The following is a 23,970-nucleotide window of genomic DNA, read 5'->3' as shown; positions in this document are numbered from 1 at the left end:
TTCAAATCGCCTCTAGTTCGCTCAAAAAGTCACGAAGATCATCAAAATCTTCCGCGCTGCCGGCACGGAAGGTCGCTGCCGCCTGGACATAGGCGCGCAACGACTCGGTCTGGAACACTTCCACCAACGGCACCTCCAGGCCCAACTCGGCCTGGACCCGCGAGGTGATCTGGATCGCCAGCAGGGAATGGCCGCCCACTTCAAAGAAGTTGTCGTTCAGGCCCACCTGCGGCAGGTGCAGTACGTCGGCCCAGATCGTTGCGATCTGTTGCTCCAACTCGGTTTCGGGGGCCACGTAGTGTTGTTGCAATTGGCTGGCGTCCGGCTCGGGCAGGCCCTTGCGGTCGAGCTTGCCGTTGGGAGTCAGCGGCATCTGCGCGAGGAACATGAAGTGCGATGGCACCATGTAGTCGGGCAGACGGGTTTTGAGGGCGCGACGCAGGCTGTCGCGGAACTCGGCCTCGTTGGCCAGCAGTCCATCGGCGGGCACAACGTACGCCACCAACTGTTTGCCGGTCGGGCCCTCCTGGGCCACCACCACGGTTTCACCGACGCTGTCCTGCTCACGCAAACGCGCTTCGATTTCGCCCAGCTCAATGCGGAAACCACGGATTTTCACCTGGTGGTCGACACGGCCAAGGTAGTCCACCACGCCGTCCGGACGGCCACGGGTCAGGTCGCCGCTGCGGTACACGCGGCTGCCGGGTTTGCCGAACGGGTCCGGCACGAAACGTTCGGCCGTGAGCGACGGACGCTCCAGGTAACCCCGGGCCACGCCCTCGCCGCCCAGGTACAGCTCACCCGCCACGCCGATGGGTTGCAGGTTGAGTTGCGCGTCCAGCACATAGCCGCTGCGGTTGCCCAGCAGTGTGCCGATGGGGGCGTAGACAGCGCCGCAGGGGTCGCCTTTGCGGGCTTTCCACAGTAGTGGCGTAACCACCGTTTCAGTCGGGCCGTAGCCGTTGAACAGATACGTCGGCTTGAGTGCACGCCAGGCCAAGTCGTAGCTGGCCTGCGCCACGGCGTCGCCGCCGAAGCAGTAGACCCGCACGGCCGGAGGGTTGCCGTCACGTTCGGCATGCTCGGCCAGCTGTTGCAGGTAAACCGGCGGGAACACGGCCATGGTCACGTTGTGCCGATGCATCTGCGCGTAGGTGTATTCCGGCAGCCACAGGCTGTCGTCGCGGATCAGCACGCTGGCGCCGTTGATCAGCGGGTGCATCCAACCCTCGTGGGAACCGTCGAACGCGAAGGACATGAAGTGCAGTTCGCAGTCGGCCGGGCTGGTTTCATAGCGTTCGCCGGTGGCGATGATGTGCGCCACCAACGGGCCGTGGGACACCGCCACGCCCTTGGGCATACCGGTGGAGCCCGAGGTGTAGATCACGTAGGCCAGGTTGTCGCCGTCCAGCACGACGCTTGGTGCGGTGTCGCTGTAGTTGGCCCAGTCTTCGGTGCGATCAATCGCCAGGGCTTCCAACCCCTGAGGGATCGGCAGTTGCTGCAAGGCGCTGGTGTGGGTCAGCAGCAGTTGCGCGCGGCTGTCTTCCATCATGTACAGCAGGCGGTCGCGGGGGTATTCGATGTCCAGCGGTACGTAAACACCACCGGACTTGAGCACCGCCAGGAACGCCACCATGCTCTCGGCGCTGCGCGGCATGGCGATGGCCACGCGCACTTCCGGGCCGACACCACGGGCGATCAGCGCATGGGCCAGGCGGTTAGCCTGAGAGTCGAGTTCGGCGTAAGTGAGGGTTTGGCCGTCGAACTTGACGGCCACCGCATCGGGGGTTTCGCGGGCGCGGTCACCGACCAGTTCGTGCACCCAGCGTGTGGCCGGGAAGCCTGAGTCGGTACGGTCCCACAGTTGCAGGATGTGCTGTTGCTCTTCGGTGTCGAGCAGGTTCAATTGGCCGACGGTTTGCTGCTGGTCAGCCACCATCGCCTGCAACAGGTTCTGCCAGTGACGCGCCATGCGCTCGATGGTGCTGGCGTCGAACAGGTCGGTGGCGTAGCTCAGCGAAGCGCGCAGTTGCTCCTGGGACTCCTCGATATCCAGGGTCAGGTCGAACTGTGCCACGGCCTCATCCCAGAGAACCGGGCTGATGTCCAACTGCGCCAGGCGCCGCAAATGGCTGCCCGCCAGGCTCACATGGTGGTTGAACGCGACCTGGAACAACGGGCTCAAACTCAGGCTGCGCTCCGGTTGCAGCGCTTCCACCAGTTGTTCGAACGGCAAATCCTGATGGGCCTGGGCCTCCAGGGCACGCTGCTTGACCTGTTGCAGCAGTTGGCCGACGGTGGTGTGCCCGTCGATATCGGCCTTGAGTACCTGGGTGTTGACGAAGAAGCCCAGCAGGCGCTCGGTCTCCACACGGTTGCGGTTGGCAATCGGCACGCCGACGCGGATGTCTTGCTGGCCGCTGTAGCGGTGCAGCAACACCTGATACGACGCCAGCAACAGCATGAACAACGTCACGCCTTCACGCTGGGCCAGGCCCTTGAGGCCGTCGAGCAACGGCGCCGGCAACGCAATGCTCAAGCGCGCGCCACAGTGAGTGGGCACGGCGGGACGCTGGTGATCGAACGGCAGTTCCAGCACCGGCTGCTCGCCGCCCAGCAGGTCGCGCCAATAGTCGAGTTGACGGGCCTTCTCCCCCGCCTCCATCCACTGGCGTTGCCACACGGCGTAGTCGGCGTACTGGATCGGCAGGTCCGGCAGTTGCAGGGGTTGCGCCTGGCTGTAGGCGGCATAGAGCTGCACCAGTTCATCGACCATCACCTGCATCGACCAGCCATCAGAAATAATGTGGTGCTGCACCAACACCAACACATGGTCATCGTCGGCCAGGCGCAGCAAACCGGCGCGCATCAGCGGGCCCGAACGCAGGTCGAACGGCTGGGTGATGCGCGCTTCCACCAACGCCTTCAGGTTTGCCTCGTCGGCCTCGGCCGTGTCGAGCTGAATGCGGGCAACCGGGCTGATCACCTGCACGGTGCGATCAGCGTCCTGCTGCACGTGCGTGCGCAGGCTTTCGTGACGGCTCACCAAGGTATCGAACGCGCGCTGCAAGGCGTCCTGATCGAGCGCGCCCTTGAGGCGCAAGGCGCTCGGCACGTGATACGCCGCGCTGTGCGGGTCCAGTTGCCAGAGGAACCACTGCCGCTCCTGGGCATACGACAAGGCCAGCGGCTGGTCGCGCTCAACCGGTTCAATCGAATGGGTTTCCACCCGCTCGGCGCCCAAAGCCTGGACAAACGCCCCGAGCACCGGCTGATCGAACAGCGCCTTCAGCCCTACCTCAAGGCCCAGGCCGTGGCGCACGCGCGAGATGGCCTGGGTGGCCAGCAACGAATGCCCGCCCAGCTCGAAGAAATGATCGCTCAGGCCAACCCGCTCCACGCCCAGCACTTGCGCCCAGATTGCAGCAACCTGCTGCTCCAGTGCGGTGTGGGGCGCTAGATAATCCCGCGATTGGGCCTCCACTTTCGGCAAGGCCTTGCGGTCGAGTTTGCCGTTGGGGCTCAACGGCATTTGCTCCAACACCATCCACTGGGCCGGCACCATATAGTCCGGCAGGTGCTGGGCCAGGTGGGCGCTCAATACATCGCGCCAGTCGTCACCCGCCTGTTGCAGCACCAGGTAACCCGCCAGGGTTTGTCCGTCGACTGCCAACACGGCCGTTTCACGCACCCACTCGTGCTCCAGCAGGCGCGCCTCGATTTCCCCCAGCTCGATACGCAAGCCACGCAGCTTGACCTGGTGGTCGATGCGCCCGGCGTATTCGATCACGCCGTTGTCGCGGTAGCGCGCCAGGTCGCCGGTGCGGTACAGGCGCTCGCCTTTTACAAACGGGTGGGCAATAAAACGCTCCGCCGTCAGGGCCGGGCGACGGTGGTAACCCCGGGCCAGGCCGACACCGCCCAGGTACAGCTCGCCAAGCACACCAACGGGCGCAGGCTCGAAGTTGCTGTCGAGGATGTAGCACCCGAGGTTGGCAATTGGGCGGCCAATCGGCACCGCGTCGCGACCTTCATCGACGCAGGTCCAGTGGGTCACGTCGATGGCCGCTTCGGTCGGGCCGTACAGGTTGTAGAGCGCGGCCTGCGGCAGCTTGGCGAAGACTTGGATCTGCGCATCCACCGGCAAGGCCTCGCCGCTGCAAACGATGCGGTGCAGGGTATGGCAGGTGGAGACCATCGGGTCTTGCAGGAATGCCTGCAACATCGACGGTACAAAGTGCAGCGTGGTGACCTGCTCGGTGTTGATCAGGCTGACCAGCTTGGCCGGATCGCGGTGATCGCCGGGCGCAGCGACGACCAGGCGTGAACCGGTCATCAACGGCCAGAAGAACTCCCACACCGACACGTCGAAGCTGAACGGGGTCTTTTGCAGCACGCTGTCGCTGGCATCCAGCGCATAGGCTTCCTGCATCCACTGCAGGCGGTTGAGCAGCGCCGAATGACGGTTGCCCGCGCCTTTCGGCTGGCCGGTGGAACCGGAGGTGTAGATCACGTAGGCGAGGTTTTCGCCGTCCAACGTCACGTTCGGATTGGCTTCGCTGAAACCCTCGAAAGCAGACTCACCCAGCACCAGGCATTCCAGCCCGGTCGGGATCGGCAAATGCTCGAGCAGATGGGCCTGGGTCAACAGCAGCTTCACGCCACTGTCGTCGAGCATATAGGCCAGGCGTTCACGCGGGTATTCAGGGTCCAGCGGTACATAGGCGCCCCCGGCCTTGAGCACAGCGAGCAAGCCCACCACCATCTCGATGGAACGCTCTACGGCGAGGCCGACCAGCACATCCGGCCCTACGCCAGCCTCTATCAGGCGATGGGCCAGACGGTTAGCACGACGGTTCAACTCGCTGTAGCTCAAGCGCTGCTGGCCAAACACCAAGGCCGGGGCGTCCGGCGTGTTGGCGGCCTGCGCTTCAATCAGTGTGTGCACACACTGCTGCAACGGGTAGTCGCGGGCGGTGGCGTTCCACTGATGGATTACTTGCTCGCGCTCTGCCTCGGTCAGCGATGGCAGATCTCCCAAGCGTTGTGACGAATCCCTGGCCAGGCCGTGCAACAGGCAGTGGAAATGCTCGGCCAGCTGGTGGATTTCACCTTCAGCAAACAATTGCACGTCAAAGCTGAACTCAAACGCCAGGGACGCCCCAGCGCCCAGCAGTACCGTCAGCGGGTAATGGGTCTGTTCCACGTTTTGTACGTTACTGAACGCAAGCCCGGCCGGCGCCCCGTGGGCCAACGCCTCGGATACCGGGTAGTTTTCAACCACCAGCAGCGTGTCGAACAACGCGCCGCCGCTGGTGCCCGCCCAACGCTGGATATCGAACAACGGCGTGTGTTCGTGCTCACGCAGGGCAAGGTTCAGGTCCTGGACCTGCTGCAACCATTCGCCGACCCGCAACGTCGGACTTGGCGTGGCGATGACCGGCAGCGTATTGATGAACAGCCCCACCTGCTGCTCGACCCCTTGCAAACCCGCCGGGCGTCCGGAAACAGTGGCGCCAAAGGCGACGGTGTCCTGGCCGGTCTGGCGTTGCAGCAACAACAACCAGGCGGCTTGCACCAGCGTGTTGAGGGTGACTTTGTGCGCTTGGGCAAAGGCTTTGAGTTGCGTGGTTTGCGCCGCCGTCAACGCCAGATGCACCGCACCCTTGGCCAATGAAGGATCAGGCGATACCGTGCGAGCCAGGTGTGTAGGCGTTTGCAGCGCTGCCAACTGACCTTTCCAGAAGGCCTCGCTGGCGGACGCATCCTGCGCCTGCAACCAGGCGATGTAGTCGCGGTAATGCCCCTGAATCGGCGCCAACGACTGGCCGGCATAGTGCTGCAAAACCTCGCCGAACAACTGCGCACGGCTCCAGCCATCGAGCAGGATGTGGTGGTTGGTGTAGATCAAATGGAAGCGATCAACGCCCGTGCGGATCAACTTCAAGCTCAACAGCGGCGCCTGTTCCAGCACAAAACCCTGGGCCCGGGCCGACTCGCTCAGCTCATCGAGCGCCGCTTGCTGATCAGGTCGGGACTGCCAGTCATACGCGGCGAACGGCAAGGCGACCTCGCGGTAGACCGCCTGCAACGGTTGCGCTTGGGCGTCCTGCCAGACAAAGCCGGTGCGCAACATGTCGTGCCGGGCCACAACCTGCTCCCAGGCACGCTGGAAGCGTGCGACGTCCAGGCCCTGGATATCGGCGCGCAGCTGGCTGACATAGATGTCGTCCTGCCCTTGTTGATACAGGCTGTGAAACAGCATGCCCTGCTGCATCGCCGACAACGGGTACAGGTCCTGTACCCGACGGGCCGGCAGTGCCAACTCATCCAGTTGTGGCTGGGCCAGTTGTGCCAGGGGCACGTCGGCCGGCGTCAGGCCGCCCTGTTGCGGGTCCACGCAATGGGCGATCAGCGCCAGCAATTCGCGACGGTAATCGTCGGCCAGGCGTTCGATGGTCGCCGCCTGGAACATCTCGCGGCTGAACCCCCAGCTCAGGCTCAGCTCACCGCCGTACACCTGCCCTTCCACCGTCAGCCAGTTGGCCAAAGGCGCCTCGGCGTCCTGGGCCTGGCCGCTGCCTTGAGTGGCCGGCACAAACAGTGCCGAGTCATCGAACTGGCGGTCAAACTGCCCCAGGTAGTTGAAGGTGATACGAGGTACAGCCAACCCTGCAAGGGCTTGGTGAGACTCGGAGGTGCCCATATAGCGCAACAGGCCATAGCCCACCCCCTTGTCGGGGATTGCGCGCAGTTGCTCCTTGACCGCCTTGATCGCGCTCGACAATTCGCCATCGGCTTGCAAACGCACCGGGAACAGGCTGGTGAACCAGCCAACGGTACGGGTCAGGTCGACGTCGTCGAACAGGTCTTCACGGCCGTGGCCTTCCAGTTGGATAAGCGCCGCAGCCTGGCCGCTCCAACGGCCGATGACCCGTGCCAGCGCCGTCAGCAACAGGTCGTTGACCTGGGTGCGATAGGCGGCCGGCGCGTCTTGCAGCAGTTGGCGGGTGTCTTCGGCGTTGAGGCGGATTTCGAGCTGGGTGCCCAGGCGATTCTGCAAGCCGCCTTGAGGGTTATCGCACGGCAGGTCGGCGTCGAGTGACTGCGCCTGCCAGTAAGGCAGTTGAGCCTCCAGGGTCTGCGCATGAGCCTGCAGCCGCTGCGCCCAGTGCTGGTAGGCGCTGGTCTTGGCGGGCAGTGCCGCGTTGCGATAAGCCTGTTGCAAGTCTTCCAGCAGGATGCGCCACGACACACCGTCGACCGCCAGGTGATGGACCACCAGCAACAGGCGCTGAGTGCCATCGGCCAGGCTGATCAAGGCGGCGCGCAACAACGGGCCTTGCGCCAGGTCCAGGCTGCGCTGGGCTTCATCGCACAAGGCGGCCAGCGCTGCATCGTTTTGCGCATGGGACTGCCACAACCCGGACGCGCTGACCGGGGCCCCGTGAGTTTGCTGCCATCCGTCAGCCTGCGCCACAAAACGCAGGCGCAGGGCATCGTGGTGGTTGATCAATCGGTTCAGGGCCGCGTCCAGGCGTGCAGGGTCGAGCGCCTCACGCGGGGTCAGCAGCAACGACTGGTTCCAGTGATGCCGCGCCGGGATCGCCTCGCTGAAAAACGCCTGCTGCACCGGTGTGAGGATCACCTCACCGCTGACCGGGCCCTGGTCGATCACGATGGCCTGCTCGAAGCTTGCCACCCGCGCCAGGCTGCGCACGCTCTGGTACTGGAACAGGTCACGCGGGCTGAGGCGAATGCCCGCCTGACGGGCGCGGCTGACCACCTGGATGGAGATGATCGAGTCGCCGCCCAGTTCGAAGAAGTTGTCGTCCAGGCCGACTTGTTCAAGGCCAAGCACGTCCTGCCAAATCGCCGCCAAGGCGATTTGCAAGGGCTCTTGCGGCGCCTCATAAGCCTGTTGCGGCGCAGCATCCGGCACCGGCAGGGCCTTGCGATCGAGCTTGCCATTGGCGGTGACCGGCAGCTTGGCCAGCGGCACCAGATGGGTCGGCACCATGTATTCCGGCAGGCTGCTGAGCAGCCACGCTTTGAGGTCGGCAGGTTCTTCGTGTTCGAGTACCAGGTAAGCGACCAACTGTTTGCCGCCCTGCACCAGCACCACGGCTTCGCGCACGTGGGGGTGCTGCATCAAGCGCGTCTCGATTTCACCGAGCTCGATCCGCAAGCCGCGCAGCTTGACCTGATGGTCGAGGCGGCCGAGGTATTCGATCACACCGTCGGCGCGCTGGCGCACGCGGTCACCGGTGCGGTACAGGCGCGCACCATCGACAAAGGGGCTGGGCACAAACCGCTCGGCGGTCAGCCCCGGGCGACGATGGTAGCTACGGGCAAGGCCGACGCCGCCCAGGTACAACTCACCGGAAACACCGGCCGGCACCGGGTTGAGCTGGGCGTCGAGCACATAGGTGGCGAGGTTGGCGATCGGGCGGCCGATGGGCACGCTGTCGGCACCTTCGTCCAAGCAGGTCCAATGGGTCACGTCGATGGCGGCTTCGGTGGGACCGTAAAGGTTGTACAGGCCGGCGCCCGGCAGCTTGGCGAACACCTGCAGTTGCGCATCCAGCGCCAGGGCCTCGCCGCTGCACACAATGCGTTTGAGGCTCGAGCAGGCCTGCACACCCGGCTCATGGATAAACGCCTGGAGCATCGACGGCACGAAGTGCAACGTGGTGATGCCGTGGCGACCGATGGTTTCGATCAGCCGCGCCGGCTCACGGTGCTCACCCGGGGCGGCGACCACCAGGCGTGCGCCGGTCATCAGCGGCCAGAAGAACTCCCACACGGACACGTCAAAACTGAACGGCGTTTTTTGCAGCACCGCGTCACTGGCGTCGAGACCATAAGCCTGTTGCATCCAGCACAAGCGGTTGACCAGCGCACGGTGGCTGTTGCCGGCGCCCTTGGGCTTGCCGGTAGAACCGGAGGTGTAGATCACGTAGGCAAGGTTCAGCGCATCGAGGGCGACGGCGGGCGATGCACTGCTGTAACCGTCGAGCCACGACTCGGCCTGATCCAGCACAACCACGTCAATACCTGCGGTCGGCAACAGCGCCAGCAGGCTTTGCTGGCTGAGCAGCAACCGGATGCCGCTGTCCTCGATCATGTAGGCCAGGCGCTCCTGGGGGTATTCCGGGTCCAGCGGCACATAGGCGCCACCGGCCTTGAGAATCGCCAGCAGGCCGACCACCATTTCTACTGAACGCTCGATGCAGATACCCACCAGCCCATCCGGGCCTGCGCCGCGCTCGCGCAAGGCGTGGGCCAATCGGTTGGCGCGAGCGTCAAGCTGGGCATAGCTCAAGGTGGTGGCGCCAAATACCAGCGCCGGGGCATGCGGGGTGCGTTGCGCCTGAGCTTCGATCAGCTGATGGATGCCCTGCTCGGTCGGGTAGGCCTCGGCAGTCCGGTTCCAGCCGTGGATCAGCACCTGCTGTTCGTCGGCAGCCACCATCGGCAATTCGCCGATGCGTTGCTCACCGTCGGCGACCATGGCGTGCAACAGGCGGGTCCAGTGCTCGGCCATGCGTGCAATGGTGGGCGCGTCGAACAGGTCATTGGCATAGGTCAGCGCGGCGTGCAGCGTGCCGGACTTCTCAAAGGTGTCGAGGGTCAGGTCGAACTGGGTGGTACGGCCTTGCCATTCCACCAGGGTCAGTTCCAGGCCGGACGCAGTGCTCACCGAGCTGATATCCGCCACCACCGGCTGGTGGTTGTACATCACCTGGAACAGCGGCGTATGGCTGAGGCTGCGTTCGATCTTCAGCGCTTCCACCAAGCGCTCGAATGGCAACTCCTGATGGGCCTGGGCGCCCAGTGCGTGCTCCTTGATGCCTTGCAGCAGTTCGCTGACGCGGGTCTGCCCGGTCAGCTCGGTGCGCAGCACCAGGGTGTTGACGAAAAAGCCAATCAGCCCTTCGACTTCACTGCGGTTACGGTTGGCAATCGGCACGCCGACACGGATATCACCCTGCCCGGTGTAGCGATGCAGCAGTACGTTGAACGCGCCGAGCAGCAGCATGAACAAGGTGACATTGTGTTTTTGCGCGCAGCTGCGCAACTGCGCCGCCAGGCCCGGGTCGATGGCGAAGTTATGACGGGTGCCCTGGTAGCTCGGCATGGCCGGGCGCGACCGGTCTGTGGGCAGCTCCAATACCGGGTGCTCATCCCCCAGGCGCGCTTGCCAGTAGTCCAGTTGACGCGCCTGCTCCCCCGCTTCCAGCCAGCGCCGCTGCCACAGGGCGTAATCGCTGTACTGGATCGGCAGCGCCGGCAATTGTGGCTGCTCGTTGCGCTCGTGGGCGTCGTAGCAGCGGATGAACTCGTCGATCAGCACGTTCATCGACCAACCGTCGGAGACGATGTGGTGCAGGGTCAGCAGCAGCACGTGTTCGTGTTCGTCGAGCTTGAGCAACTGCACGCGCAGCAACGGGCCGTGCTCCAGGTCGAAGGGCAACAGCGATTGACGGGTCGCGGCCTCAACGACAGCCTGCTCGCGCTCGGCGGGCGCCAGCGCGCTCACATCCAACTGCTCGATGGTCACCTGCGACGTCATCGCCACCTGCAACAGGCGCTCATCGTCCTGGCGCTGGAACACCGTGCGCAGGGTTTCATGGCGCGCCACCAGGCTGGCGAACGCCTGCTCCATCGCGCCCAGGTTCAGCGCGCCCTTGAGCCGCACGGCGCCGGGCAGGTTGTAGGCACCGCTGGCCGGGTCCAATTGCCACAGAAACCACATGCGCTGCTGCGCGTAGGACAGCGCCTGGCGATCCTGTGCCTCCACCCCTGCCGGGATCGGGAACCGGGAAAAATCCACGCCCTCTTTCTGCAAGGCCTGCAGGAACAGTTGGCGTTTTTCCAGGGGCAACCCGATAAACCGGCGAGCAAGTTTCAAGGAGTCTTCAGCATTCATTTCTTGGAGTCCGGAGCAATAGGCGGGAAGCACAAAGGCACGTCGTCCCTATAAAACGAACCGGACAGCGAAAAATTAGCGGGGGATGGGAAGCGCGCAGCGGCGTGTCATCAAGGGTTACACCAAATTCGGCACGACGAATGAACCCGGGCTAGCATTGACGTAAACCACTTTTTGCAACTACATTTAGTTACACGCAGGGAACGCTGTGTCCAAAAATGAAAAATTGCTCGCCAAACTGCTCAATCCGCAGATGGGATTTACCTGGCAGGAGCTCGCCACGCTGCTGTGCCGGCTGGGCTACACACAGATTCAAGGGGCTGGAAGCCGGGTCAAATTCTACAACGGCGACCCCAGTGCAATGATTACGCTGCACAGGCCTCACCCCGGCAACGAAGTGAAACACTACATTCGGCGCCAGATCATCGAACAATTGAAATCAGGAGAACTGATTCAGTGAACAACCAACTGAAACACCAAGGCTACATCGGCTCCATCGAAGCCAGCCTCGAAGACAACTGCCTGTTCGGCAAAGTGCTGTTCATCAAGGCGCTGGTCAGCTACGAGGGCAAGACCGTCGCCGAGCTGGACGCGGCCTTTCGCGAAGCGGTGGACGACTATCTCGCCACCTGCCAGACCCTCAGGCAAGCACCGGAGAAACCCTGCAAAGGCTCATTCAACGTGCGCGTCGGCCACGACCTGCATCTGGCAGCAGCCCTGGAGGCAAGCCGCAAGAAAGTGACGCTGAACGATTTGACGCGCCAGGCGCTGAGCGAATTCCTGCTGCACCATCGCAGTGAGTCAACGCCTGCCGTCGGCTGAGCGCGGTATCAACCGTTTAAACTGCACACCCTGACCGCCTCGCGTGCCAACCTCCTTGCCTGGTGATCCTGCTCGAAAATATCGCTCAGGCTGGAGAGCGTCTGCAGGTTGATGCACTGTAAGGTGTGATCCACCACACGCGGGATCTGGGTGAACCGAACCCGTCGCCCCAGGAACGCCTCGACGGCCACTTCATTCGCGGCATTCAACGCCGCACTGGCGCGATTACCTTCGGCGAGCACTTGCAGGGCCAGGCCGAAACAGGGGAAGCGATGGAGGTCGGGATGCTCGAAGGTCAAGCCGCCAGAACGTGTGAGGTCCAGCGGCGACACTCCGGACTCGATACGTTGCGGATACGCCAGTGCGTGAGCCACTGGCATCCGCATATCCGGGTTGCCCAGTTGGGCCAACACGGATTGATCGCGAAACACCACCATGGAGTGCACCACGCTTTGCGGGTGAATCAACGCTTGGATGCGTTCGGCGGGCAAGTCGAACAGCCAGTGGGCTTCGATGATTTCCAGGCCCTTGTTCATCAGGGTGGCGCAATCCACGGAAATTTTGCGACCCATTGACCAATTGGGATGGGCACAGGCCTGGTCGGGGCTCACATCGTCCAGGCTGTCGAGGGGACGCTTCCTGAAAGGTCCACCCGAGGCCGTCAAGATCAGACGATCAACGTCCTCCAGCGAACCGTGACAGCCTTGCAGGCACTGAAAAATCGCGTTGTGCTCACTGTCGAGTGGTATCACCGTCGCTCCGCCGCTGGCCACGGTTTCGACGAACAAGGCGCCGGCCATGACCAAGGCTTCCTTGTTCGCCAAAAGGATTTTCTTGCCCGACTGCGCAGCACTCAAGGTCGGTAACAACCCCGCCGCCCCGACGATACCGGCCACCACCGTGTCGACATCCGACGAAGCGGCCACCGCACACAAGGCATCCAAACCACACAACACTTCGGTCGGCAGGCCGGCTGCCAGCAAGTGGGCCTGTAGCTCGATGGCATGCTGCGGTTCACTGACCACAGCGACGGGGGGACGAAATTGCAGGCACTGTCGGTACAACTTGTCGATGTTCCGATGAGCAGTAAGCCCTTGCACCATCAATGTCTCGGGGTGACGCGCGACTACATCCAGAACACTGTCGCCGACCGACCCGGTAGAACCGAGAACGAGCAGGCGTTGCAACATGATCAAACGTCCTTTGGAGGCGGCAGGTAATTGAAGTAACCGTAGCATCCGCCCACTACCTGACAAGTTAGCCACTCGACTAACTTGCGATAGGCAAGCACACTTTTATTTATATAACAGGCGACCTATAACGCGTTCAAAACTCGCTCATTCCAAATAAAACTATGCACGGACTTGCGCTGACGCCTGTTCCTTTCTAAAAATAACCTTCACCTCTTGCCTTTTCAGCCCATCTGTTTGGTCTGCAGTATCGTCCAATGGCTAGTCCCAATGAGACTGTACTGTGAACGCCTATAAAACATCACACGCAAGGTTTACCGAATCGCCGCCAGCAGACCAAAGCACGTGCTTCCACGGCAGCGGGCGTCACTCTTCTGCGCCTCGAAAACTAAACATAAATCCTGAAAAACGTTCAGCAAAACTAACTGCTGGCGAAGTAGCAGTCATGCGCCCACCCAATAAACTTGCTCTTCACAACATGAAAAACGGCAACTTTAATGTTTACACGGTCGATCCTTAGAACTTCGTTTTTTCTAGCGGTGAGCGTCAACACGGCTCGCAGGAGGCAACCATGTTCGAACTCCTCAATACCATTGATAACCCTGCCCGCCTGCGCACTTTGCACCCCGCCGCACTGCGGCCGCTGGCCGACGAACTGAGGGCCTTTATTCTGCACAGTGTCAGTACCACGGGCGGCCACCTGTCGGCGAACCTGGGCACGGTCGAACTGGCTATTGCGCTTCACTACACCTTCAATACACCGGATGACCGCATCGTGTGGGATGTCGGGCATCAGGCCTACGCCCACAAGATTCTCACCGGCCGCCGTGAAGACATGGCCGACATTCGCCAACTCGGCGGTATTTCGGGTTTTCCGCGGCGCAGTGAATCCGTTTATGACTGCTTCGGCACCGCGCACTCCAGCACTTCGATATCCGCCGCGTTGGGCATGGCACTCGCCGCACGCAACAAGGGTGAACACCGGCACTGCATCGCCGTCATCGGCGATGGTGCGCTAAGCGGCGGGATGTCGTTCGAGGCGCTGAACAATGCCGGCGTCTACCGCGACCTGCCATTCCTTGTGGTGCTCAATGACAATGACATGTCGATCTCCCCTTCCGTGGGCAGGTTGCGTGAACACCTGGGAGCATTGACGGCCAGCAGCGAAGCCCGCCACGAAGCCAACCTCTTCAAGACCATGGGGTTTGCCTATAGCGGGCCGATCGACGGGCATGACGTGGATGAACTGCAACGGGTACTGCGCCGCCTGAAATCACGTCGAGGGCCGCAATTGCTGCACATCATCACGGAAAAAGGTCACGGTTATTCTCCGGCGGCAGCCGACCCGGTGCGCTATCACGGGCCGACAAAGTTCGACCCCACCGAGGGCCTGCGCCCTGAGCCGCCAGGCAAACCCTCATACACCCAGGTGTTTGCTCGATGGCTGGCCGACGAAGCAGAACACGACCCACGGGTGATCGCCATCACCCCGGCCATGCGCGAAGGCTCCGGCCTGGGGGCGTTCGAACAACGCTTCGCGCAGCGCTATTTTGATGTCGGCATTGCCGAACAACACGCCCTGACGTTTGCCGCCGGGCTTGCAACGGAGGGCATGCGACCTGTGGTCGCGATCTACTCCACGTTCCTGCAACGGGGCTACGACCAGTTGATCCATGACATCGCGATCCAGAACCTGCCCGTCGTATTGGCCATCGACCGTGCCGGGATCGTGGGTGCCGATGGCGCCACGCATATGGGGGCCTTCGATGTGGCCTTTCTGCGCTGTATCCCCAACCTGACGATCATGGCACCCGCCGATGCCCAGGAATGCCGGCAGATGTTGCACACGGCCCTGCAACAACCCGGGCCGTGCGCCGTGCGCTTCCCGCGCGGCTGCGCACTGGGGGCTGTACCTTCGCAGGTGTTCAGTGAGCTGGCCATAGGCAAAGGCGAAATCCGCCGCCTCAGCCCCCGTGTGCCAGGGCAACGTGTGGCCATCCTGGCGTTTGGCTCGATGACGCAACACGCGCTGGAGGCCGCGGACCGCTTCGATGCCACCGTCGCCAATATGCGTTTCATCAAACCGCTGGACACCGAGCTGCTTCAAAACCTGGCGCGCAGCCATGACTTGCTGGTGACCGTTGAAGAAGGTTGCATCACCGGCGGCGCAGGCTCGGCTTGCCTGGAATACCTGGCCCGCAACAACCTGCACCGGCCGGTGCTGCAATTGGGTTTACCAGACCAGTTCATCGAGCACGGTGCGCCTGATCAGCTGTTGCGCCATTACGGCCTGGACGCCAACGGCATCAGCGCGGCCATCAACCGCTTTATCCATGAACACGCGCCGGGCGCGGCCATGCCCGTCATCACACCGCGTCAGGTGAGCGCCTGACCATGAACGTAATCATTGCCCAGCCACGGGGGTTCTGCGCCGGCGTCGTGCGTGCCATCGATGCCGTGGAACAAGCCCTGGACCAATTCGGCGCGCCGGTGTATGTGCGCCATGAAATCGTGCATAACCGCCATGTCGTGCAGACGTTGACGGACAAGGGTGCCACGTTCGTGGAAGAGCTGGACCAGGTACCCGTCGGTGCCGTGACCCTTTTCAGCGCCCACGGCGTAACCCGTGACGTGGAACGCGAGGCTCAGCAACGCCAGCTTCAGGTATTCGACGCCACCTGCCCGCTGGTGTCCAAAGTGCACAACCATGGACGCCAGTACGCGGCCAAGGGTTATTCATTGATCTTGATCGGCGAGCCCGGCCACCCCGAAGTCATTGGCATCCTGGGTCAGGTTGATGCACCAATCACCGTGATCCAGACCGTCAGGCAGGTCAGCGAGCTGCCGTTCGCCGAGGATGCGCCGCTGGCCTACCTGACCCAGACCACCCTGAGCGTTGACGACACACGGGCGGTGGTACAGGCGCTGACGCGGCGCTACCCCGGGATTGTCGGGCCCGCCAGCCGCGATATCTGCTACGCGGTGCAGAATCGCCAGCAAGCAGTGCGCGACCTGTGTACACAGGTGGAACGGCTGTTGGTGGTCGGCAATGCCAACAGCGCCAACTCGGTAACCCTGTGCGCACTGGCCAATGACCTCGGCGTACAGAGCTACCTGGTAGCCGACGGCAGTGAAATCGACAGCCAGTGGTTCACGCCCGACATGACCGTGGGCATTACCGCAGGTGCTTCAACCCCGGAAAGCTCGGTCGAGGACGTCATCGCCGCGCTGGCACGCATAGCCCCGCTGCAGGTCAGGGCCTTGCCCGGGCGCGAGGAACAGGTGCGGTTTCACCTCCCCGCCGGGTTGATTGCCCGGCAATAGCGCAGAGGCGTCATGAGCATGAACACTTTCCCTGTCCGTCGCACCACCCGCCAGGTCAACGTCGGGCCGGTTCACCTGGGCAGCGACGCGCCGATCGTGGTGCAGGCCATGACCAATACCGACACCGCCGATGCCCAGGCCACCGCAAGCCAGGTGGAAAGCCTGGCGCGTGCGGGGGCCGAGCTGGTGCGCATCACGGTCAACAGCCATGAAGCCGCGGCCCAGGTCGCACGCATCCGCGAGCTATTGGACCAGCGCAATGTGGACGTGCCTCTCGTGGGGGATTTTCACTTCAATGGCCATCGCCTGCTGGCCGCTTACCCCGACTGCGCCCAGGCCCTGGCCAAGTACCGAATCAACCCCGGCAATGTCGGCAAAGGCGAACGGCGCGATGAACAGTTCTGCCAGATGATCGAGGTTGCCTGTCGCTACGACAAACCGGTGCGCATCGGCGTCAACTGGGGCAGCCTGGACCCGGACCTGCTGGCCCGCCTGATGGATACGAATGCTGCCCTGCCCGCACCGCTGCCGGCCGACGCGGTGATGCGCGAAGCGCTGGTGGTCTCGGCCCTGGAAAATGCCGAGCGCGCCATGGACGTCGGGCTACCGGCAGACCGTATCGTGCTGTCGGCCAAGGTCAGCCATGTGCAGGACTTGATCACCGTCTACCGCCACCTGGCCGCTCGGTGCGACTTCCCACTGCACCTGGGCTTGACCGAAGCGGGCATGGGCACCAAGGGCATCGTCGCCTCCGCCGCGGCCCTGGCCGTGCTATTGCAGGAAGGCATCGGCGACACCCTGCGCATGTCCCTGACCCCGGAGCCGGGCGGCACGCGCACCCGTGAAGTCCAGGTGGCCCAACAACTGCTGCAAACCATGGGCCTGCGCGCCTTCAGCCCACAAGTGGTGGCCTGCCCCGGCTGCGGGCGTACCACCAGTGTGTTTTTCCAGGAACTGGCGCAGCGGATCGAGGCGTTCCTGAGCGCGCAAACGCCGGTGTGGCGCAGCCGCTACCCAGGCGTCGAGCGGTTGCATGTGGCGGTCATGGGCTGCGTGGTGAACGGTCCGGGGGAAAGCCGGTTGGCAGACATCGGTATCTCACTGCCCGGCGCCGGTGAACACCCTTCGGCACCGGTCTACATGGATGGCGAACGGGTGATGACACTCAAGGGCGCCACCATCGCCGAAGACTTTATCCGCTTGCTTGAGGCCTATGTCGCGGCGCGTTATGGCCACGACGAACAGGCCTTGCACGCGCTGCTTTCAGCCCAGGCGCCGGTAGCCCAGCAACGCTGAACCAAAAACCACTGCACCAGCCCCAAGTGCCACCCAGAACCCACTGGGGGCGCCGAAGTGGTCGATCATCCACCCGGAGCTGGCAGCGCCGATGGCCACGCCGATGCTCAGGCCGGTGATCAGCCAGGTCATACCTTCGGTGAGGCGGCTCGGCGGTACCACCCGCTCCACCAACGCCATGGACACGATCAGGGTCGGGGCAAAGAACAACCCGGAGATAAACACCGCCACCGCCAACCCAGGAATATTGGTCACCAGCAGCAAGGGCAAGGTGGTCAACGCCGTGGCCACGCCGCACAGCAGGAACTGGCGCGGCAGCGGTGCCTTGAGCTTGAGGGTGCCGAACGCCAGGCCAGCCAGGCAGGAACCGATGGCGTACACCGACAACACGATGCTGGCAGCCGCAGGCTGGCCCTGGTGCTGGGCGAACGCCACGCTGACCACATCCACCACGCCGACGATCACGCCCATGGCCAGCAGCAGGATCATCAGGATGAGCACCGAGGGCGAAGCAATCAGCCAGCCGCCGTGGTGCGCGTGGTGTTCGTGCACCGCAGGTTCGGTGTCACGTTGCAGCACAAAGGTGGTGACCCCAGCCGCCAGCAGCAACGCCGCCACCAGCGGCCCGGCTTCGGGGAACAGCACCACACTCAGGCCCACCGAGATCGGCGGGCCGATGATGAAACACACCTCATCGAGTACCGACTCCAGGGCAAAGGCAGTCTGCAACTTGGGTTGGCCCCGGTACAACTCGGTCCAGCGCGCCCGCACCATGGCGGACATATTGGGCATGCAACCGGCCAGCGCGGCAAACACGAAGAGGGTCCAACTGGGCGCCTGCAATCGCGTGCACAGCAGCAACATCAGCAACGCCCCGCCGCCGATCAATGCTGCAATCGGTAGCACCCGGCCCTGGCTGTAGCGATCCACCAGCCGCGACACCTGCGGCGCACAAAACGCCGTGGCCAGGGCAAACACCGCCGCCACCGAGCCCGCCAGGCCATAGCCACCATGCACCTGCGACAGCATGGTGATCAGGCCGATACCGGTCATGGACACCGGCATGCGCGCCAGCATGCCGGCCAATACAAACGCACGCGCGCCAGGCACCTGGAATAATTCGGCGTAGGGGTTTGCCATGTTGCTGAACCTCATTCTCTATGCCTTGAACCTTGCTATCTGAAGCGCCCGAGGCAAAATACATACGGTGCGTATGTGACAAATCATGATTAACATACGTAACGTATGTCAATCTTTTACTGACCCACAGCGAGCCTTAACCATGAGCCGAGCCCGAGCCGAAATGATCGAGGACACCCGCGCCCGGCTGATCGCCAGCGCCCGCCAAGCCTTTGCCAGCCAGGGCTATGCCAATACATCGATGGACGACTTTACCGCGCGCGCCGGGCTGACACGGGGTGCGTTGTACCATCACTTTGGTGACAAGAAGGGCTTGCTGGCGGCCGTGGTGGCCCAACTCGACGGTGAGATGGATGCGCACTTGCAAGGCATCACCGATCAGGCAAGCGACCCATGGGACGGGTTCCGCGAACGTTGCCGTACTTACCTGCGTATGGCACAAGATCCCGAAATACAACGGATTGTTTTCCAGGATGCGCCTGCGGTTCTGGGCGTCACCGAATCAAGCCACTCGCAACACTGCGTGGAGTCCCTGGCCGCCTTACTGGAAAGCCTGATGAGCGCGCACATCATCGTACCGGCCGCCAGCCAGGCGTTAGCGCGCCTGATCAATGGCAGCCTGGTGAGCACCGCCCTGTGGATTGCCGCAGACGAACACCCCAACCTGCGACTGGAAGAAGGCCTGCAAGGGCTGGAGCTGCTCTTGCGAGGGCTGAAGCAATAACCGCAAGCGCATCCATGCAAAGCGTGCACACTTAGACTGCCCGCCTGCCCTTTTCCCGGAGCCCATCATGCAGCGCATCGGTTTCATTACCTTTCCCGGTTTCGGCGTCATGAGCTTCGCCGCGCTGTCTGTCTTTGAGAGTGCCAACAGCGCCGTGGGCAAGGTTCATTACGATGTCAGGCTGCTCTCCGAAAATGGCGGGCCGGTACGCAGCTCCCTGGGTGTGGTGGTGCACACCGAAGGCTTCGATGACACCGCGTTCGACACGGTGATCATCGGCGGCGGCAGTGATCGCGAATTTACCGCGCCGCTGCTGGCTTATCTGCGACACGCCGCCGTGCACAGTCGCCGCCTTGCGGCCACCTGCTCCGGTACTTTCTTTCTGGCGCAGGCGGGGTTGCTCGACGGTAGGCGGGCGACCACTCACTGGTTTTTTGCCGGCGAATTTCGCGCGCGCTATCCAGAGGTCCAACTGGAAGAAGAGCGGTTGTTTGTGATCGACGGATCCATCTGGACCAGTGCGGGCATGACCGCAGGCATTGATCAGGCATTGGCCATGGTTGAAACCGACCTGGGGCCGGAAGTCGCCCGCGCTGTGTCGAAAACCTTCATTCTTCAGAGCCGCCGCGTCGCAGGCCAGCCGCAACGCTCGGTGCTGCTGGACATGGAGCAGAAGACCGATCGCATTCAGGCCGCCATGACGTATATGCGCAATAACCTGCATCGCGCGCTGCCGTTGAGCGAGCTGGCAGATGCCGCGCACTTGAGCCTGCGCCAGTTCAGCCGGGCGTTTCATGCACAAACCGGGCTTACACCGGCCAAGGCTGTGGAAAAGCTGCGGATCGAAGCGGCCGTGGTGTTGATCCAGGATGGGCGCCACCCCCTAGACAACATCGCCCGCCAAACCGGGTTTGGTGACAGCGAACGCATGCGTCGGGCGTTCGTTCGCCAATTCGGCGAGCCGCCACGGGTGATTCGGCGCACGGCTAGGAACCCCGCCGAGGCAAGCGCAACGTCCCGAAACGAGGGTTAAATGGCCTTTGTCGCCCTGTGAGTTGGCCTAAGCTTTACCTCAGACCATCCCTGAGGAATCCTTATGAAACGCTGTGCACTGGCCTTCGGCGCCCTGTTTTCACTCTTCACCCTCACCTGCGCATTCGCGACCCCGCAAGAGGACGAAACCCGAGCGTTCTTTACTCGATTTGTCGAGGCTCAGAATGCCCATGACCTCAAGCAGATCAAGGCCATGCTGTGGGATTCACCGAAAATGCTCTGGTTTGCCCGTGGTGAAGCCAGCTGGGGGCCGGATGCCGTCGTCAGCAAACTCAAGGAATACTACAAGGGCACCTGGCAACTACAGCCGGACATGAGCCACTTCAGTGTAGTGACGGTGAACGACGAAGTTGCCCAACTGATGGTGCCGGTCGCCTTTACCCGAGGCCATCCAGGCGAGCCCGCGCAGGTGGACACTTTCCTGATCAGCCAGACGTTATTGAAAGGCAAGGACGGCTGGCATGTCGCAAGCATCCTGCCGGTCGCCGATACCCATTTCAAATAATCACACCAACCGCTTGATCTGCTTGTGCCGCCACACCAGCCGGTAATACGCGGTCTGCAACACCAGCATCGCCAGGTAGGTCACCGGAAACGCCATCCACACCCCTTCCAGGCCAAAGTGCGCGTTGAACAGGTACGCCATCGGCAACTCGACGCACAGCACGCAAAAGATCGAGATGGCCACCGGCATCAGCACTACGCCACTGGCGCGCATGATCCCGCCGACCACCGCCTGGAAGCCGAATACCAGGATGCTCCACAGCATGATGTGCAACAGGTGCTCAGCGTTGCTGCGCGCCGTGTCGTCGGTGATGAACAGGCCCAGCAACCAGTGCGACAGCAGGTAACCGAGCACGATCAGGCCGCCGGTCAGGCAGGTGTTGATCATCAGCCCCGTGCGCAGGATCGGCCCGATACGCTCCAGGCGCCCGGCACCGATGGCCTGGGCGCCGAGGATCGATGCGGTGATGGCAATCGACAGCGCCGGGAACTGCACGTAGTTGACGATCTGCGTCACCGCGCCATAGGCCGCCGTGGCCTGGGAACCGTGCCCGTTGACCAGCGCGAGGATGACCAATTCCGACAGCGACAGCACCACCATCTGCAAGCCGGTGGGCAAGCCGATGCGCAGGACCTTGCCGAGGATCACCCGGTCCAGGCGCAAGGCGGCGAGCAATTCGCGGTCCGGCGCCATTACGTGGTTCTTATGGCGCAGGCGCAGGATCAAAAACAGCATTGCCAACGCGTTCCCCACCAGCCCCGCGTACACCGCACTCTGGATGCCCATGGGTGGCAGGCCGATCCAGCCGCGAATCAGCGCCGGGGTCAGCAGCAGGCCGGCCAGCGTGGACACCATCAACGCCAGCAACGGCGAAATCGTGTCGCTAACGCCGCGCAACAACTGGGTGTAGAGGATGAAGACCAGCAGCAGCGGCATGATCAGCATCATCATCTGCGCATAGCCGACCGCATCGTCCAGCACATCGACCGGCGTGCCCAAGGCCTGCAAGGCCGGACGCGCAAACAGGCTGCCGAGCACCGCCGCAATCAGCCCCACCAGCGCGCCCAGGGTCAGGGTGGCGCCGGTGATGACCTTGACCATCGCGGTTTCCTGGGCGCCCCACGCCTGGCCAATCAGCACCGACGCGCCCGCCCCCAGGCCGATCACCAGGGCGATAAAGAAAAACACGATGGGAAACATCCCCGACACCGCCGCCAGTGCCTGGGTACCGAGCATTTGCCCGACGTAAATGCCGTTGAGCGTGCCGGAAAAACTTTGCAGGAAGTTGGACAGCACCATCGGTGCCAGAAAGATCAGGTAGATCTGCCACAACGGCCTTTGCTGGGTGACTTCCATGAAGATTCAGGTCCGTGAATTATTGTTAGACGGGAAAAGCATTGCGCGACAGCCACGCCAGGTACGTCTGCACGTCCACCGGCCACTGCGCGATCTTGTGGGAAAAGTCTGCGGCGTCGTGGGCAAACAATGCGCGGGAAGCCTCCTCGAAGCCTGGCAAGTCACCGCCGATGGCGCTCATGAAACGATAGCTGGCTTCCTTGGCCTGGCGTATCTGATCACGGGAAGCACTGGCGGTGCGAGCGTCATCTACCAAGCGACGCAACGCCGCCGACGCGCCACCACGTTGCTGGCCCAGCCATTCCCAATGGCGCGGCAGCAGGGTGACTTCCCGCGCCACCACCCCCAGTTTCGGGCGACCCACCGATGGCGCTGCCGGAGGCTCGTCATCCGCCTCGGCCGATGCCGGTTGCGCAGGTGCATACCCCGCTGGCCAGGGGTAATCCACCTGGCTGCCGGTGGCGTCATCGAACACCAGGAAGCTGCCAGGCGCCAAGGCGGATTGGGCAAGGCTATGGGCAACGTCGGCATAGGTGCCCGCCGCCACGCGCTGGTGATGGACAAAGGCGGTGCAGAGCGAAAGGTTTTGCGTAGGCATGGATTATTACCCGGGTGTTATTTGTTTTACCCGGGTTATATTAGCCAAAATTTTACAACGCGCAAGCCTATTGACGCGAAACGTGCAACTGCTCATCCCGCACGGTCGCCCGCATGCCTTGCACACCAGGATCGTGCAGCACGCATTCGGCGATGGCGGGCTGCAACTCCACCCGCAGTCGCCGGCCCAAGGCCCTGGCGCCAAAACGCGCATCGTGCTGGCGGCACAACCATGCCCGCGCGGGCTCATCCACTTCCAGCCAACGCTGGTGTGCCGCCAGGCGCCCGTTGAGCTTGCCCAGTTCCACTTCCAGCAACGCCTCCAGCCACTGGCCGTCGATGGGTTCGAACATCAGGATGCGGTCGATGCGGTTGAGAAACTCCGGCTCGAAGTGACCGTGCAACGCGTCTTCCAGCACCGCCGCCTCGTCCCGGGCAAATACCCGCAGCAAGCGGCGCCAGCCGTGGGCGAACCGTTGGCGATGGCGGCGCGCCTGTTGTGCGCCGATGTTGCTGGTCATGAAGATCAGGCAATTGCGAAAGTCCAGGGTGCGCGTGCCACCGGCCAGGGTCAGCTGGCCGTTTTCCAGGATGCCCAGCAGGCTGCGCACCACCTCGTGACTGGCCTTTTCCAACTCGTCGAACAACACAATGCCCGGGCAACTGTAGGTGCCCTGGATCAATTCGCTGTTGAACAGGCTGATGCCCTCTTTGCTCCCCACATACCCCGGAGGCGCGCCCGTGAGCGCGGCGGCGTAATGCTCCTGGGCGAGGGTGTGCATGTCGATACGGCAAAAACCATCGGCACGGCCGTGCAGCGCCTGGGCCAACAGGCGCACGATCTCGGTCTTGCCCACACCGGTCGGCCCCATGAACAGGTTGACGCTCAAGGGCCGGTCACGCTCACCGATATCGGCCTTGACCACGTTGAGCAGGCCCTCCACCTGCGCCAGCGCCGCGTCCTGGCCGACAATGCGGCTGCGCAACAGCGTCATCACCCGGGCCGGCTCAAACGTAAAGCGCATGC

Annotated in this window: 15 protein-coding genes; 9 read left to right on the top strand and 6 right to left on the bottom strand. The window is 63.0% G+C overall.

From position 1 onward, the window contains the following. Position 1: 1 nt before the first annotated feature. A complete protein-coding gene (locus AC07SU_RS19565) occupies positions 2–10,936 on the bottom strand; it encodes a non-ribosomal peptide synthase/polyketide synthase (RefSeq protein ID WP_494997947.1) in 10,935 nt (3,644 codons plus the stop codon). A gap of 208 nt (positions 10,937–11,144) precedes the next feature. Here AC07SU_RS19565 and AC07SU_RS19560 point away from each other — a divergent pair, with 208 nt between their 5' ends. After that, positions 11,145–11,396 (top strand): type II toxin-antitoxin system HicA family toxin, encoded by a 252-nt coding sequence (locus AC07SU_RS19560; RefSeq protein ID WP_176996507.1) that lies wholly within the window; start codon positions 11,145–11,147, stop codon positions 11,394–11,396. After that, positions 11,393–11,758: a type II toxin-antitoxin system HicB family antitoxin gene (locus AC07SU_RS19555; protein WP_176996508.1), complete on the top strand. Its 366-nt coding sequence runs from the start codon at positions 11,393–11,395 to the stop codon at positions 11,756–11,758. Before AC07SU_RS19560 ends, AC07SU_RS19555 begins: the two co-directional genes overlap by 4 nt. An 8-nt stretch (positions 11,759–11,766) precedes the next feature. On the opposite strand, the gene ispC is transcribed toward AC07SU_RS19555, so the two are convergent. Then, the gene (gene ispC / locus AC07SU_RS19550) at positions 11,767–12,954 is read right to left on the bottom strand and encodes a 1-deoxy-D-xylulose-5-phosphate reductoisomerase (protein WP_494997960.1); all 1,188 of its coding nucleotides are present in this window, start codon (positions 12,952–12,954) and stop codon (positions 11,767–11,769) included. Positions 12,955–13,231: 277 nt separating this feature from the next. Here ispC and AC07SU_RS19545 point away from each other — a divergent pair, with 277 nt between their 5' ends. The 4 genes from AC07SU_RS19545 to ispG are packed head-to-tail and all read left to right on the top strand — an operon-like array spanning position 13,232 to position 17,568. Beyond that, the gene (locus AC07SU_RS19545; protein WP_494997946.1) at positions 13,232–13,468 is read left to right on the top strand and encodes a hypothetical protein; all 237 of its coding nucleotides are present in this window, start codon (positions 13,232–13,234) and stop codon (positions 13,466–13,468) included. A 51-nt stretch (positions 13,469–13,519) separates the two neighbouring features. Further along, positions 13,520–15,340, top strand: coding sequence for a 1-deoxy-D-xylulose-5-phosphate synthase (gene dxs / locus AC07SU_RS19540; RefSeq protein WP_494997945.1), 1,821 nt, complete (start codon positions 13,520–13,522; stop codon positions 15,338–15,340). Positions 15,341–15,342: 2 nt separating this feature from the next. Next, positions 15,343–16,272, top strand: a complete 930-nt coding sequence (gene ispH, locus AC07SU_RS19535) for a 4-hydroxy-3-methylbut-2-enyl diphosphate reductase (RefSeq protein WP_494997944.1) — start codon at positions 15,343–15,345, stop codon at positions 16,270–16,272. An 18-nt stretch (positions 16,273–16,290) separates the two neighbouring features. After that, complete coding sequence (gene ispG / locus AC07SU_RS19530) at positions 16,291–17,568, top strand: flavodoxin-dependent (E)-4-hydroxy-3-methylbut-2-enyl-diphosphate synthase (protein ID WP_494997943.1); 1,278 nt, start codon at positions 16,291–16,293, stop codon at positions 17,566–17,568. Here ispG and AC07SU_RS19525 read toward each other — a convergent pair. After that, entirely contained in the window at positions 17,536–18,708 is a 1,173-nt protein-coding gene (locus tag AC07SU_RS19525; RefSeq protein WP_494997942.1) for an MFS transporter, read from the bottom strand. The genes ispG and AC07SU_RS19525 overlap by 33 nt on opposite strands. Positions 18,709–18,850: 142 nt before the next feature. Here AC07SU_RS19525 and AC07SU_RS19520 point away from each other — a divergent pair, with 142 nt between their 5' ends. The 3 genes from AC07SU_RS19520 to AC07SU_RS19510 all read left to right on the top strand — a co-directional run bounded on the left by AC07SU_RS19520 (position 18,851) and on the right by AC07SU_RS19510 (position 20,990). Beyond that, a complete protein-coding gene (locus AC07SU_RS19520) occupies positions 18,851–19,432 on the top strand; it encodes a TetR/AcrR family transcriptional regulator (protein WP_176996514.1) in 582 nt (193 codons plus the stop codon). A gap of 67 nt (positions 19,433–19,499) precedes the next feature. After that, positions 19,500–20,465 (top strand): GlxA family transcriptional regulator, encoded by a 966-nt coding sequence (locus tag AC07SU_RS19515; protein ID WP_494997941.1) that lies wholly within the window; start codon positions 19,500–19,502, stop codon positions 20,463–20,465. A 63-nt stretch (positions 20,466–20,528) separates the two neighbouring features. Further along, positions 20,529–20,990, top strand: a complete 462-nt coding sequence (locus AC07SU_RS19510; protein WP_494997940.1) for a nuclear transport factor 2 family protein — start codon at positions 20,529–20,531, stop codon at positions 20,988–20,990. On the opposite strand, the gene AC07SU_RS19505 is transcribed toward AC07SU_RS19510, so the two are convergent. The 3 genes from AC07SU_RS19505 to AC07SU_RS19495 form a co-directional block, all read right to left on the bottom strand. After that, positions 20,991–22,346 (bottom strand): MATE family efflux transporter, encoded by a 1,356-nt coding sequence (locus AC07SU_RS19505; protein WP_178919774.1) that lies wholly within the window; start codon positions 22,344–22,346, stop codon positions 20,991–20,993. A 25-nt stretch (positions 22,347–22,371) separates the two neighbouring features. Further along, on the bottom strand, positions 22,372–22,944 hold the full coding sequence (locus AC07SU_RS19500; RefSeq protein WP_176996518.1) for a DUF2239 family protein: 573 nt from the start codon (positions 22,942–22,944) through the stop codon (positions 22,372–22,374). 67 nt (positions 22,945–23,011) lie between these two features. Next, positions 23,012–23,968 (bottom strand): AAA family ATPase, encoded by a 957-nt coding sequence (locus AC07SU_RS19495; RefSeq protein WP_494997939.1) that lies wholly within the window; start codon positions 23,966–23,968, stop codon positions 23,012–23,014. Positions 23,969–23,970: the final 2 nt, after the last annotated feature.

Source organism: Pseudomonas sp. GW821-FHT05H12 (genome assembly GCF_059419385.1).
This window is presented reverse-complemented; position numbering and strand designations above follow the sequence as displayed.